We start from the raw sequence: 14,248 nt of genomic DNA, 5'->3' as shown, positions 1-14,248 counted from the left end.
ACTGAATGACTGGATCCGGCTCGACCGGAGAATGCATAAGGCTGTCTTCAAACGATCCTCCTGAAGCCTGTCAGAAGTCTCGTCACCGTAAGAAGGACCAGTACTGCAGTGCCGTACAGAATCGTCTTGGTGACGAGTACTTCGATCCCTTCGCGATATAGGTTGAATACGAACACGAAGGAGAAAGAGAAAAGAAAAGCGACCAGCATCTTGTGTTTCGAGAGCAGAATGATCTCGTCGAAGGTGCGAAGAATGCAGCCAGAGATGAAGGCGCCGAGCACACATGCGGCGCTGCCGCCGAGCAGATACAACTCCCCCAATAGCGTCGGCGAGTATGTAATGAGTTCAGTACGGCCAAGCACCATCTGAGTGTAGAAATTTCCGGCGTTCAGAACGATGGCCGGTTTCTGGCTCCACATGAAACGTGGCACGGTCGTGAGGAATTGATTGAGGAATACATTCTCCGTGACGTCGTGGTACCGGCAAAACGCAACGATGTTGTAGAACGCATCGACTGGAGCGAAACCGTCATAGAGAAAAATGAACAAACGGCCAGTCAGACCGCCGGCCTGATCGGAAGTGGTACCGGTATAGCGAAAGATCGCAACGACCAGCGTCGTCGTGACCAATGCCACCGAGACAATAAGAAATTTGCCAAATGAAATGTCGCGGCGCAAAACGGCGATTACAGCGATCGAGAACAAGGCGGCGAAGCCGAGTTGCCGATATCCGCCAAGGACGACGAATGTGAGCAGACAGTACATGATCGTCCCACCCGTTACACGAAGCTTTTCAGCGCGCGTCCGTGCTCTCAGCGACGCCAGCGTGCAGGCCATCAGTCCCATCGAGAAGAAGAGCGAATAACTCCCCATTCCCACGTTTGCGTCATAGCGGTTCTCGTAGCCGCCCTCTTTCAGCAGCACTGGACCACCCGAGCCGATCAGGTAGACGAGCATCGACAGAATGAGCGCGGCGCTCAAGACTCTCACGAACCATACGGTTCCGGTTCTCCAGTCGATTTCCGCCCGCCTCGATATCAATCCACGCAATGGGCCGGTCATCCAGTAACCCAGGACGAACAGCAGAAGGCACACCTGGGCCAGCAGAACGAGTTCCCGGGTGGTGGCGTCGGATGCGCTGATCTTGTCGATTCCATAACTGGAATACAGCACGTTTGCCAGCAGGACGCCGCCGAAATACGTGAAGACGTAACACGAAACGAACATCGTCAGATAGACGCGGCGCAATCCGTCGACGCCAAGGCGGCACCAGTAGATGGTCAGCCCCACGAGATTCGCGAAACAGATTAAGTAGATCATTTTTTTCGTGCGCCGGTAGCGAATTTCGCCACCTTGCAGCGCGGGATTGTGTCCGCCGGTCAGTTCGTGTCGGCCAGTTCGCCGATCACTTCCTCGACGAGGAGAGTCACACGGGGCAGACCAAAATGCGCTTCGATCCAGCGACGTCCGCTGCCGGATTCGATCGATGAAGCCAGCCGCGCCGCATCGATGACGGCCCGCCCAAGTGTGGCTGGATCGAGGGAGTCCACGTACACGACCTGATCGCTCCGAATTACCTCGAGCACGGGGGGATGCCTGAACGCGACTACGGGCAAGTCGTGGCACTGCGCCTCGACAAAACTCATGCCGAACGAATCGACACGACTCGGCAGACAGAACACGTCCACTCGATCAAGCAGCCGCTGCTTTGCGTCGCCCGAAATCCATCCGGTCCATTCAATGCGGCTCATAAGAGCCATCTTCTGAGCTTCGGCGCGCATATCATCGATCAGCGGCCCTTCGCCTGCGACGATCAGCCGGAAGTGTTCGGGCAGGTGAGCGAACGCCCTCAGCGTCTCGAGAAAGCCCTTTCCCGGAACGGCTCGCCCCATGACGAGCACGCGGCAGTCGTCACCTTCTTCCTTTGCACTGGCGACGAAACTCTCTTGGCGATAAGGATTGGGGATGACTTTGACCTTGTCCGCCAAATGCTGTTGTTCAAGCAAATTCTTCGCGTAACCGGTCAAAGCGACGGTACGCGTGGAAAGCCGCGTGAGGGCTGCAATGACGTGCCGCCAGAAGTTGCTTCCGAGGTATCGCTCGAGGTACGGCGTGTGCAAATAGACGAAGACGGGTTGACGAAGAAAAAGCCGCAGGAACGCGGTCAGTACAAGCATTCGCAGCAGACAGAATCCCGATCCCGGGTGCACGTGAAAGAGCTTCTTTGTTCCCGCATGGCGCAATGTCACGCCGATGCAGCCAAGGAAAGAGATCAACCACGGAACCAGCTTTCCCCACACCGGTACGGACCGATGCGTTGGAATGTGGATTGCTCTGCCCAGCGCGCTCAATATTTCGAGGTAAAGCGGAATGACGGTGGCGACTCCGCCCTTTCCGCCTTTGGGCTCAGTGGATAAAACGACGTGAATCGCAGTCACTGGAACATCTCGTCGGGGCTGTGGCATTGTATGGAGACTCAAGAGCGTTAGCTACGCGACGCCGAATTGTCTGGAGCGCACAACGACGCGCTTCTTGATTTCAATAGGAGATTTCGCATGACTGTCACTACGATGCAGGCAGTCAGCACCGTGAGGAAGTGCAATCCACCCAACAGATGGAGGAGGAGTGCGATGCCAACGTAAGCAATGCATGCGCTCAGATTTATCAGCATTGCCGCTTTGCTTGCTTCCCGCACCATGAGCACGCTGCTGTGCGCCATGCTCGACATGCTGATACACCCGACGGCCGACAGGGCAATGCCGCTCACAAAGGCATTGCAAAACTCACTTTCCGATGTATTGAGATAACAGATCGCAGCGACGAAAACGGCGTTTCCAGCGAAAGCGGCAACGCTGGCAAATTGAATCTCGCGGCTGGTCTTTCGTGTCAACTCATGCAGCGAACCGCCAGCCGCTGCGATTCGGCTCAACGCGGGCAGTCGATACATCGTGATCGCCCTGGGGATCAGCGCGCTGATTGCACAGATCGACCCGATCAAGGACATCAATCCTGCGAATCGAATTCCGTCGGTGTGCGACGCCATCGGAACGAGGCTTAACGCAATTCCGCCTGACAGGAAGTTGGTGAAGCCGAATTCGAGCCCTTTGGGTTCGTAGTGAGGCACTTCGAAGTTGTCGGGCCTACCGATGCGGAAAAGCATCAGCGCGCCGGAAAGAGCCAGCGCGATGCCGAGCGGCAATCCTGCTACCGCATTCAGCTTGCGAAACGCGAGGATGCTTAAAAACGTGGTGAGCAACAGCACGATGTCGTTCAGCACAATGAAGCGATATTCACGGTGTGCGAGAAAATAATGACGCGCTAGTTGATAGACCGTCCATCCGACGAGAATGAAGACCGTTTCCAGAGCCGGAAAATCGAAACGATCCAACGTGCCCACAATCGCAGTCATCGCACTGCACACGCTCAGCGTCACTAACCCCATGAAAGCGAGTTCATAGAATCGCCGTACGCGAAGCGCATGATCTGGCGCTGCGGGGACGCGTACGAGAATGAGCCCGGCCCAACCGATTGCGGTGAAAAACGCGAGTGTCTGAGCGATCGAGAAGGCTACGCCCGCGCGACCGAGATCACCCAGGCTATACAGTTTCTGTACCGCAAGAAACGCGATGACCCGATAAAGCCCTGGCATACCAGTGGCGAGAATTGCTTCCAGCTTGCGTGTCGCGCCGTGAATGCCCGGGGCCATCTTCGTCCAGCGCTTCATGATGCCCGCGCCAACATCCCACGCGTATCAATCACCACTTTCGCCTGCAGTCGAATCGGATCGACATTCTTGAACGGCGCGTGATCGACCAGAACCACGATCACATCGGCGCGAAGCAATGCCTCATTCAGCGAGCACAACTCGACCTCATCCTTCAACCGGGCCGGCAATTCGCGGATGTTCGGCTCGACGGCGAGCACGCACGACGGATAACGCCGGGCTAGCTCCGCGGTAATCTCCACCGCCGGGCTCTCCCGCAAATCATCGATGTTCGCCTTGAACGCCAGCCCCAGACACGCGATCACCGGCTCGTTGAAACGTGCCGCTGCGCGTTTCACCCGCTCGATCACCCACTGCGGCTTGTGATCGTTCACCGTTCGCGCCGTGCGAATCAACCGCGCCTCATCCGGCGCCGAATCGACGATGAACCACGGATCCACCGCAATACAATGCCCGCCGACACCCGGTCCAGGCTGCAGAATATTCACGCGCGGGTGCCGATTGGCGAGCTTGATCAGCTCCCACACATTGATGTCGAGCCGGTCGCAGATCAGCGACAGCTCATTGGCGAACGCGATGCCCACGTCGCGCGACGCGTTTTCCGTCAACTTGCACATCTCGGCCGTGCGCGCGTCGGTGATCACGCACTCGCCGGTGACGAAGGTCTGATAGAGCGCGCGCGCGACATCGCTACACCGCGGCGTCATCCCGCCGATGATGCGGTCGTTCTCCACCAGCTCGCGAATCACGTGCCCCGGCAGCACGCGCTCCGGACAGTGCGCAACGCGAATGTCGGACGCTTCGCCGCGCTCCTGCGGAAAGCTCAGGTCCGGCCGCATCTCGGCCATCCAGGCGGCCATTTGCTCCGTCGCACCGACAGGCGACGTCGATTCCAGCACGACGAGATCGCCCTTCTTGAGCACGGGCGCGACGGCGCGGCTCGCGGCTTCGATGTACGAGAGATCGGGCTTGAAACCGTCGGAGAAAGGCGTCGGCACGGCGATCAGGAAGGCATCGGCAGCTTGCGGCGTCGTCGTCGCCTTGAGATGGCCTTGCGTCACCGCGGCGTGCACCAGCATGTCGAGCTCGGGCTCGACGATATGGATTTCGCCGCGATTGATCGTGTCGACGGCATGCTGGTTCACGTCGACGCCGATCACTTTCTTGCGACGCGCCGCAAAGGCGGCCGCTGTCGGCAAGCCGATATAGCCGAGACCGATGACGGAAATAGTTTCGAATTCCATAGCTGTTCTTCTGTATTTCGGGGAATAGTCAAGCGGCCAGAGCGGACGCAGGCGCCAGCCGTTGCAGGGCGGTCGCGATCCGGTCGCATGCGCGGCCATCGCCATAGGGATTCGCGCCACGGCTCATCGCCGCGTACGCATGGGCGTCGCGCAGCAAGTGCATGACGTTTTCGACGATGGCGCGCGTGTCCGTGCCGACGAGTTTCACTACGCCCGCATCGACCGCTTCCTGACGCTCGGTGGTCTCGCGCATCACGAGCACCGGCTTCGCGAGCGACGGCGCTTCTTCCTGAATGCCGCCCGAATCGGTCAGGATGAGATCGGCGCGATCCATCAGCCGCACGAATGGCAGATAGTCGAGCGGCTCGATCAGATGAACATTGCCGATGCCCGTCAGAAAGCGATTCACCGGCTCGCGCACGTTCGGGTTCAGATGCACCGGATAGACGATGTCGATATCTGGCGACGCATGCGCGATCTGTGCGAGGGCGGCGCAGATCCGCTCGAAGCCGCCACCGAAGCTCTCGCGTCGATGTCCTGTAACGAGCACGAGCCGTCGGCCGGGCGCGAACGATGGCAATGCGCGATCGGCGTGTGCGCGCAATGCCTCGTCGTTCGCCAGACGTTCACGCACCTGTAGCAGCGCATCGATGACCGTGTTGCCCGTCACGACGATGGACTCATCGCGTACGCCTTCGGCGAGCAGGTTGTCGCGCGCACGGCCGGTCGGCGCGAAATGCAGCGACGCCAGCGCGCCAGTCAGCTTGCGGTTCGCTTCCTCGGGCCACGGCGACGTCAGATTTCCGGTGCGCAAGCCCGCCTCGACATGCCCGACGGCGATGCGCTGATAGAACGCGGCGAGCGTCGTTGCCATCGTTGTGGTTGTGTCGCCATGCACGAGAACCATGTCCGGACGATATGTCGAAAGCACGTCGCGCATGCCGCTGAGAATCGCGGCGGTGACGTCATAAAGATCCTGCCCGCGCTTCATGATGTTCAGATCGAAGTCGGGGCGGATATCGAACAGCGCGAGCACCTGGTCGAGCATCTCGCGATGCTGGCCTGTGACGCACACGCGGCACTCGATGCCGTACTCGCGTACGAGACGTTTGACGAGCGGCGCCATCTTGATCGCCTCGGGACGCGTACCGAATGTAAACAGCAGTTTCTTCACAGAAGTGGAGCCTATTGAGAGATTCGTGAGCAGTCGCGTTTCATTCGGTGCGACTCGCATACTGAGAAAACGCCCCATACGCCATCCCGCGCGCCGGCGTATCGGTGAGCAGCACGCCGTCCACCTGCACGCCCGCGCTGGCGAGTTGACGCGCGGTCTGACGCAATTCCGCCGCGGTATGGAATCCATGACGCGCGACGAGCAGCGTCGCCCCCGCATGTCTGCCGATCAGGCCGGAATCGGTCACCGCCAGCACCGGCGGCGAATCGATGATCACGAAGTCATAGCGCGCGCGCAGCTCGTCGAGCACGCGCACGAAGCGCTCGCGCATCAACAGTTCGGCGGGCAGATCGGGGGCGGCGCCACCGGCGATCAGATCCAGATTCGGCAGCGCGCCGCGATGAATCACGGCATCCGGTTCGGCGCCGCCGCCCAGCAGCTCGGCGAACCCCGGCTTGCGGGGCAGCGCGAACATGCGGTTGAGATCGCCACGGCGCATGTCGCCGTCGATCAGCAGCACGCGCTGACCGCCCGCCGCGAGCACGGTCGCAAAATTGGTCGACACGAACGATTTGCCGATACCCGGACGCGGTCCCGTCACCATGATCACGTTGTTGCGCGGCTTCATCACGCCGAACTGCAGGGCGGTGCGCAAGCTGCGCAAGCCTTCGATGGCGACATCGTTCGGCGCGACGTCGGCGAGCACTTGCGGCTTCGTCGGCATGCGGCGGCGCGACGTCTGAAGCGACGCCTGCCGCTCGGAGTGCGAGATGATCGCGTAGACGGGCAGGTCGAGCGCCTGCTCGATTTCCGCCGGCGTTTCGAGGCCGCGATTGAACATGCGCCGCGCGAGCGCGAGCGCGCAGCCGGCCATGAGACCGAGCGCGACGGAAAGCGCAAGAGACAGCGCCTTCTTCGGCGCGACGGGCTTTTCTGGCGTCACCGCGTAATCCACGGTGCGGACGTTGCCGAGCTGCCCGGCCTTCAGCACGCGCAACTGTTGCGTGCTGTTGAGCAGGCTCGTATAGAGATCGTTGCTGACCTTTACGTCGCGCAGCAGACGCACGGCATCCTGCTGCACCGAAGGCAGCGCGTTGATCTGCGTGTCGGTCTCATCGGCCTGGTGCTGCAACTCGCCGATGCGCGCATCTACCGCCGTGACGGAAGGATGCTTCGCGGTGTAACGCTGCACGAGATCCGCGCGCTGCTGCTGCAATTCGATGATCTTCGAGCGGTTCTCGACGACCGTCTGCAGCAGCAGCTTGCTTTGCTCTTCCAGATCGACCGCGCCGTTCTTCGCGCGAAACGCGTTGTAGCGCGCTTCGGCGCGATCGAGGTCGGCGCGCAGTTGCGGCAACTGATCGCCGAGGAACGCGAGCATCTGCTGCGCTTGCGCGGACTTGCGGTCGACGTTGCGTTGCACGTAGAGCGTCGCAATGGTGTTGACGGTCGTCGTCACGCGTTGCGCGTCCGGGCCGTCGAGCGACATGCCGATGATGCCGGACTGCTTCGTCTTCTCGCTGACCATGAGCGCCTTTTGCAGATCCGCGATGGTCTGCTGCGTCGATGCACGCTTCAAGTCGAAGCGCGTGCCGGGACGCGCGAGCAGCGACGTCACCATCAGCCTGACGGGGCCGTCGCTGCCTTGCGCCGTGGCCGTTTCACCGACGCGGCCGCGCAGGACGGTCATGCCGTCGGGACCTTGCAGCTCGTAGCGCTCGCCTTCGCCGGCAATCAGCGTGAATGTCTTGTCGAATAGGCGCGGCGCAACGTCGAAAGCCGAGACGCCGATGCGCTCGCCGCCCCACGCGTAACGTCCAAGGCCGAGCGGCGCGCTTGCGAGGCCGTCGCCAGCGATGTAGCGGACATAGGGCGCACCGACGAGCGGCAGATAGTGCGGACGCGCATCGATGTCGAGATGCAGCCGCGAAACCGCATCGCCGATCACCGTCCGCGAGCGCATCAGTTCGATTTCCGCATCGGCGCTCGCCTTGCTCTGGAACAAGGCCGCGAGGTCGCCGAGCTTGTCGTTGAGCGTGCCCGTGCCGCTGTCGTCGTCGACCTGAATGAGTGCGTCGGCGCGATAGGTCGGCGTCCAGAGAAACGCGTACAGCGATCCGGCCGCGAGCGTGCACGCAGTAACCACCGCGATCAGCCCGCGACGCTCGCGCAACACGGAGACGATCTCCGAGAGGCGGATTTCATCGTCGCCGGCCGCGGGTTCGGGCGCGGAAGGTTTGAGGGTAATGTCGTTCATCGTTGTGCCGCTAGCGTGCGGGTCCATTGCGAGATGCCTTCCCGAATCTGGGCGAAGGCCAGGTCGAACACCGCGCGGTGCCGCCGGTAGGGATCGGTGACGTCCGCGCCGTGTTCGTCGCAGAGACGAAACACCTTGCCGCGCGTCGACGGAAAAGCCGTCTCGATCCATTCGCGCTGAGGTTTGGTCATCGTGAGAATCAGGTCCGCGGCGCGGGCGCGCGGCGCATCGAGTTGCGTGGCGACGTGCGTGTCGAGCGCGATACCGCGCTCATGCGCCAGTTCGGCGACGATCGCGTCGGCGCGCGCGCCCACGAGCGCGTGCGTACCCGCCGACCCCACCTCCAACTGCGGCAACTCCCGCTTGAGCAACGCCGCCGCCAGCGGGCTGCGGCAAATATTCCCTTCGCACACCATCAACACCGAGCCGATCATTTCGCGATCACCCCCGCCGTGAGCCCCGTGCTGATCAACGGCATCAACAGACTGATCACGCGGTTGAACCGCACGAGCCCGCTGCCGTCGACATAAACGACGTCCTTCGGCTGCAGCTCGAACTCGTTCGCCACGAGCATCGACACGGGCGAGCGGCTGTCGAGGTGATACACGCGCGCGGCATCGCCCCCCGGGCGGATCACGAACATCTGAGCCGTGTCGGCCGTGGCCGAGTTGATGCTGCCGACCTGCGAGAGCGCATCCGCGAGCGTGAGCCGACCGTCGCGGCGCGGCGCCGCCGAACCCGGCTTGTTCACTTCGCCCATCACGTAGACGCCGTTGTCGTCGCGCGACGTGACGCGCAGCAGGTCGCCCTCTTTCAGATACAGCTTCGACGGATTCAGCCCCTGCGCGAGCAGTTGCGGCACGTCGATCCGATACGAATCGCCGCCGCGCACCAGCACGACATCGCTCTGGTCGGCGTTGTCGTTGAAGCCGCCGGCGCGCGCGATCGCGTCGTAGAAACCGAGGGGCACGTCCGTCAGCGAAAGCGCGCCCGGGTTATGCACCTGACCGTCGACATACACCTGACGCGCGCGATACGACGCCATCCGCACGGTGACTTGCGGCTTGACGAGATACGTCGAGAGCGCGGTGGCGAGCTTTTGCTGAATCTCATCGGTGCGCAATCCGGCGACCGCCAGCGTGCCGGCGTAAGGAAAGCGCAGATTGCCCTTCTGATCGACGACGAAACCGGCCGCCGGATCGCTCGACTTCACGGGCGCCTGACTCTGACCGGCGCCTTGCGCCGCCGCGAGTTCCGGGTGATCCCAGACGACGATCTGCAGCACGTCGCCCGCGCCGACGGTGTAGGCTTTCGGCGCGCCGAACAGCTGCTTCGCCTGCTGGTCCTGATTCGCCTTGCGCTGATCGGCGTAGCGCTTGACGAGCGCGAGATCGAGCTCCGTAACGGGAATCGCGGGCGTCGCCGCGGTGGCTTCGATGTGCGGACCGGCATCGTCGCCGCTGACCGGCATGCGGAAACCAGGCGCGAACGCGCACGCACTCAACATCGCCGCCAGCGCGACGGCCACTGCGGTCCGCGAAAAGGAGTGCTTCATGGATGGGTCCTGCGAGTCAGTACGCATTGCGGTGAACGAAGCCCCGCACGATGGTCGCGAGCACGATGCGCATGTCGAGCGCGAATGACCAGTTGCTGAGGTAATAGAGATCGTGTTCGACGCGCCGCTGCATCTTGTGGACGGAATCGGTCTCGCCGCGCAGTCCGTTGATCTGCGCCCAGCCGGTGATGCCCGGTTTGATGCGATAGCGGTGGATATAGCCGTCGACGATGTGCTGATAGAGCGCGTCGTGCTCCATCGCATGCGGACGCGGACCGACGACCGACATCTCGCCGCGCAGCACGTTGAAGAACTGCGGCAGCTCGTCGAGGCTCGTGCGGCGCAGGAACGCCCCGACGCGCGTGACGCGCGGATCGTCGCGCGTGGCCTGCACGAGCTGGCCGTCGTCCGTCGCGTGCGTGTGCATCGTGCGGAACTTGTAGATGTCGAAAGGCGTGCCGTTCGCGCCCTGGCGCCGCTGTCTGAACAGCACGGGACCGGGCGACGACAACTTGACCGCAAGCGCGATCACGAGGAGCACGGGCGACATGCCGACGACCGCGCAAACGGAGAAGAGCCGGTCGAATATCGCCTTGCTCGCGAGCGCGCGAGCCGTGAGCGGCGCCGCGACGAGATTGATCGCGAAGGTGGAGTCGAGGCCGGCGGCTTCGCCGCGAAAACGAGTGAACTGGTCGATCTCCGGCACGAAGCGAATGTTCAGCAGGTCGTCGCGGAAGACGTCGAGGAAATGCAGCAGTGTTTCTTCGTCCGTGAGCGGCAGCGCGAGCCACAACTCGTCGATGCGTTGCGCGCGCACGTGCGCGGCGAAGCTGTCGATGTCCGTCGCGCCGGAATCGGCGTCCATGTCGAAGAGGGCATCGACGCGGCACGCCGAATCGGGCATGGCGCCGATGCGTCGCACGAAGGCCGCGCAACGCGCGCCGCGCCCGACCACGGCCACCGACACGCGACGGATACGGCGCGCACCCGCAAACCGGTCGACCAAGCGGCAGAGCATCACGCCGATGGCCGTTGGCAGGAAAAGACCGGCGAGCCATGCGCGCGAAGGCTGATATTCGCCATGCATCCACTTGACCAGACACACCGCGCCGGCCTCGCAGAGCACCCAGCCGAGCGCCGGAAGGAGCATGGCGCGCGGCAGCGAAGCGCGGCGCGTCGGGCTTTTCACATAGAACCCGGACAACGCGCTCCACGCGAAGACGATGGCGAAAGCGGCAACGGCGCTGTCATAGCCGGCGGTGACGCCCTGGCCGAAATTTCGTTGGGCCGCGAGCGCGCTGGCCGCGACGACGATCGTCTCGAGCAGGCGAAGCAGCAGGTCAGGCCCTGCGGGTAAAGCGAGCAGATGGGAATAACTCGGCAAACGCATGACGGAATCGGTGGCGGAAGACCGGTTCGTCGACGTCCGCGCGACAGGGCGCGAACGGCGAACCGATACCCTCACTCAGCTCCGGAAGCACGCGATGCTTCCCAAGAGCAGTGAGGGCGCCGAAGTCTCCGTCACGCTGCCTGCAAGCAGATATAGGCACGTTCCGAATTGCCGTCGATCATCTGCGGCATGCGGACGTACGTCCACAAAGTTGGAGAAATGTATGCCACGAAGAAAAAATGTGGCCGAGAGGCGAGGGAGGGGAGGGCGTTGCCAGGATGCGCGCGGATTGCGGCGTCATCCGCGATCCGCGCGCACAGGTGAAGCGCTGTCGTTCAGATGAACATCAGCCAGTTGAGCAGAAAAATATTGGCGACCAAAAGCGTGAGCGCGGTCGGCACCTGCACCTTGATCACCGCGTTCTTGTCCGGCAACTCCAGCAACGCCGCCGGAACGATGTTGAAGTTCGCAGCCATCGGCGTCATCAGCGTGCCGCAGTAGCCGGAGAACATGCCGATCGCGGCCATTGTCGCGGGATTGCCGTGAAACACGCCGACGAGAATCGGCACGCCGACGCCGCCCGTCATCACCGGAAATGCGGCGAAGCCGTTGCCCATGACCATCGTGAAGAGCGCCATGCCGACGACATACACCGTCACCGCGACGAGCCGGTAGTCCATGTTCACGTAAGCCGTCGTGACGTGCGCAACCGCCTTGCCGACGCCCGCATCCGAGAACACGAGGCCGAGCATGCCGAGCATCTGCGGCAGCACGGCGGCCCACGAAAGCGCGTCGATCAGACGGCGCGTCTCGCGCATCGACTGGCCGACGGTGTCGCGCGTCATCACACACGCAATCGCAAGTGCGATCACGCATCCGACGCCGAAACCGATCAGCGTCACGTTCTTCAGTTCGATCAGCGGCACGCCGCCGAACACGAGATACTTCGCGCCGAGCGTGAGGATCACGGTGACGACGGGAATCGTCAGCGCGGGCACGAAGAGCTTGTTGCCGAGCCGCACGGCGCTCTGGCGGCGCGTGTCCTCGGAGAGCATCTTCGGCTTCGCGCCGGTGACGCCGTGAAAGCCCGCGATCAGCGCCATCGCCACGACGAGCACGCCGACCACCGTCACCGGGATCCAGTCGCCGACGAGAAAGATCAGCGCGTAGATCAGCCAGAAGCCGCCCGTGGTCAGACGCCGCGGATGCGACTTGTCCGTGAGGATCATGCCCGCGACGACCACGAGCACGATGCCGACCAGATAGAACAGATAGTTGATCGTGAGCATCATGCTTTTTCTCCCGCGACGTTGCGCGTGAGCGCGTCGAGTTCGCGCGCGAGCCTGCGGTCGAGCAGCCACAGCCGGAAGCCGTGGATCAGGAACGCGCAGATCGCGGTGGGAATGCCCCACACGGCGACGTGCATCGGCTCGACGACGATGCCCGCTTCCTTCAGGAACGTGACCATCAGCACGATCGCGCCGAACGCGACGAAGATGTCCTCGCCGAAGAACAGGCCGACGTTGTCGGTGGCAGCGGAATACGCGCGCAGCTTGAAGCGCGTCGCGTCGGAGAGCTTGCCGTAGCGCGCTTCGGTGGCGCCTTCGGCCATCGGCGCGAGCAGCGGGCGCACCATCTGCGGATGGCCGCCGAGACCCGTCAGGCCGACCGCCGCCGTGATTTCGCGCACGAACAGATAGACGATCAACAGACGCCCGGCCGTCGCCGCCTTGATGCTCGAAATCCACATCTGCGCGCGCTCGCGCAGGCCGTGCCGTTCGAGCAGGCCGATCACCGCGAGCGGCAGCAGGATGATGAGCGGAATGTTGCGCGTCTTAAGAAAGCCACTGCCGATCGCCGTCAGAATGCGCTCGACGGGAAAATGCGCCGCGAAACCGGTGATGATCGCCGCAGCGGCGACGATCAGCATCGGATTGAAGCGCAGCACGAAACCTATGATGATGACGGCCACGCCAATGAGCGGCCATAGATTGACTGGGGTTGCCATGAGTTCTCCAAACGATATGAACATCACGCCTCGTACCGGGCGCGTGGTTTCACCACATGCGGCTCTTTTATGTTTCGTGGCCGCTTTGTTGAAACGCCCCGGCTGAATGAACTGTGCGGGGCGTTGAATCTTCTACGGAAAGCGCGCTATGCGGCGGCGTGCGCGGCGCGGACCTCGATACCCGCATCGGCGAGCGCGCCGCGAATGCGCCGCGCGAATTCCAGCGCGTGCGCGCCGTCGCCGTGCAGACAGATCGTCTGCGCGTTGAGCGGCACCCATTCGCCGGACACGGCCTGCACACGCTGCTCGCGCACCATCGCGAGCGTGCGGTCGAGCACGAGGTTTTCGTCGTCGAGCAAGGCGCCCGGCTCCTTGCGCGGCACGAGCGAGCCGTCCGCGCGATAACCGCGATCCGCGAACACTTCCTCGATCGCGATGAGCCCCGCGCGCCGCGCCGCTTCGACCAGCCCGCTGTTCGCCAGCCCGAACACGAGCAGCGACGGATCGAAATCATGGACGGCGGAGACGATCGCATCGGCGATTTCCGTGCTCTTCGCGGCCTGGTTGTAGAGCGCGCCGTGCGGCTTCACGTGCGCGATGCGCCCGCCCTCCGCCTGCGCGATCGCAGACAGCGCGCCAAGTTGATACAGCACGCCCGCATAGATTTCCTCGGGCGGCAGATCCATTTCCCTGCGGCCGAAGTTCTCGGGGTCGTTGAAGCTCGGATGCGCGCCGATGGCCACGCCCTTTTCGACGGCCCAGCGCACGCAATCGCGCATCGCGGTTGCGCCGCCGGCGTGCCAGCCGCACGCGATGTTCGCGGAACTCACGAGATCGAGCAGCGCTTCGTCGGAGCCGCAGCCTTCGCCGAGATCGGCATTGAGATCGATTTCCATG

The 14,248-nt window shown here is 62.8% G+C and carries 12 protein-coding genes; all 12 read right to left on the bottom strand.

The window, feature by feature from the left end; genetic code table 11:
* Window positions 1–47: 47 nt before the first annotated feature.
* On the bottom strand, window positions 48–1,319 hold the full coding sequence (locus NK8_RS13465) for a WzyE family oligosaccharide polymerase (protein WP_213226627.1): 1,272 nt from the start codon (window positions 1,317–1,319) through the stop codon (window positions 48–50).
* Window positions 1,320–1,378: 59 nt separating this feature from the next.
* Window positions 1,379–2,437: a glycosyltransferase family 4 protein gene (locus NK8_RS13460; protein ID WP_213226626.1), complete on the bottom strand. Its 1,059-nt coding sequence runs from the start codon at window positions 2,435–2,437 to the stop codon at window positions 1,379–1,381.
* Window positions 2,438–2,484: 47 nt separating this feature from the next.
* Window positions 2,485–3,723 carry a hypothetical protein gene (locus NK8_RS13455; protein WP_213226625.1) on the bottom strand — a complete coding sequence of 413 codons (1,239 nt, stop codon included), beginning with the start codon at window positions 3,721–3,723 and terminating at the stop codon, window positions 2,485–2,487.
* On the bottom strand, window positions 3,720–4,967 hold the full coding sequence (wecC, locus tag NK8_RS13450; protein WP_213226624.1) for a UDP-N-acetyl-D-mannosamine dehydrogenase: 1,248 nt from the start codon (window positions 4,965–4,967) through the stop codon (window positions 3,720–3,722). The genes NK8_RS13455 and wecC overlap by 4 nt, the downstream gene beginning before the upstream one ends.
* A gap of 28 nt (window positions 4,968–4,995) precedes the next feature.
* A complete protein-coding gene (gene wecB, locus NK8_RS13445) occupies window positions 4,996–6,141 on the bottom strand; it encodes a non-hydrolyzing UDP-N-acetylglucosamine 2-epimerase (protein ID WP_213226623.1) in 1,146 nt (381 codons plus the stop codon).
* A 40-nt stretch (window positions 6,142–6,181) separates the two neighbouring features.
* Window positions 6,182–8,398: a polysaccharide biosynthesis tyrosine autokinase gene (locus NK8_RS13440; RefSeq protein WP_213226622.1), complete on the bottom strand. Its 2,217-nt coding sequence runs from the start codon at window positions 8,396–8,398 to the stop codon at window positions 6,182–6,184.
* Window positions 8,395–8,832, bottom strand: coding sequence for a low molecular weight protein-tyrosine-phosphatase (locus NK8_RS13435; protein ID WP_213226621.1), 438 nt, complete (start codon window positions 8,830–8,832; stop codon window positions 8,395–8,397). Before NK8_RS13435 ends, NK8_RS13440 begins: the two co-directional genes overlap by 4 nt.
* A complete protein-coding gene (locus NK8_RS13430) occupies window positions 8,829–9,953 on the bottom strand; it encodes a polysaccharide biosynthesis/export family protein (RefSeq protein ID WP_213226620.1) in 1,125 nt (374 codons plus the stop codon). Before NK8_RS13430 ends, NK8_RS13435 begins: the two co-directional genes overlap by 4 nt.
* 16 nt (window positions 9,954–9,969) lie before the next feature.
* Window positions 9,970–11,343, bottom strand: coding sequence for an undecaprenyl-phosphate glucose phosphotransferase (locus NK8_RS13425; RefSeq protein WP_213226619.1), 1,374 nt, complete (start codon window positions 11,341–11,343; stop codon window positions 9,970–9,972).
* Between the two features lie 335 nt (window positions 11,344–11,678).
* On the bottom strand, window positions 11,679–12,635 hold the full coding sequence (locus tag NK8_RS13420) for a DUF979 domain-containing protein (protein WP_213226618.1): 957 nt from the start codon (window positions 12,633–12,635) through the stop codon (window positions 11,679–11,681).
* Complete coding sequence (locus NK8_RS13415) at window positions 12,632–13,351, bottom strand: DUF969 domain-containing protein (RefSeq protein WP_061173973.1); 720 nt, start codon at window positions 13,349–13,351, stop codon at window positions 12,632–12,634. Before NK8_RS13415 ends, NK8_RS13420 begins: the two co-directional genes overlap by 4 nt.
* A gap of 146 nt (window positions 13,352–13,497) precedes the next feature.
* Window positions 13,498–14,247, bottom strand: a complete 750-nt coding sequence (pxpA, locus tag NK8_RS13410) for a 5-oxoprolinase subunit PxpA (RefSeq protein WP_162066542.1) — start codon at window positions 14,245–14,247, stop codon at window positions 13,498–13,500.
* Window position 14,248: the final 1 nt, after the last annotated feature.

Origin of the sequence: Caballeronia sp. NK8 (genome assembly GCF_018408855.1) — a bacterium.
GTDB lineage: Bacteria > Pseudomonadota > Gammaproteobacteria > Burkholderiales > Burkholderiaceae > Caballeronia.
This window is presented reverse-complemented; position numbering and strand designations above follow the sequence as displayed.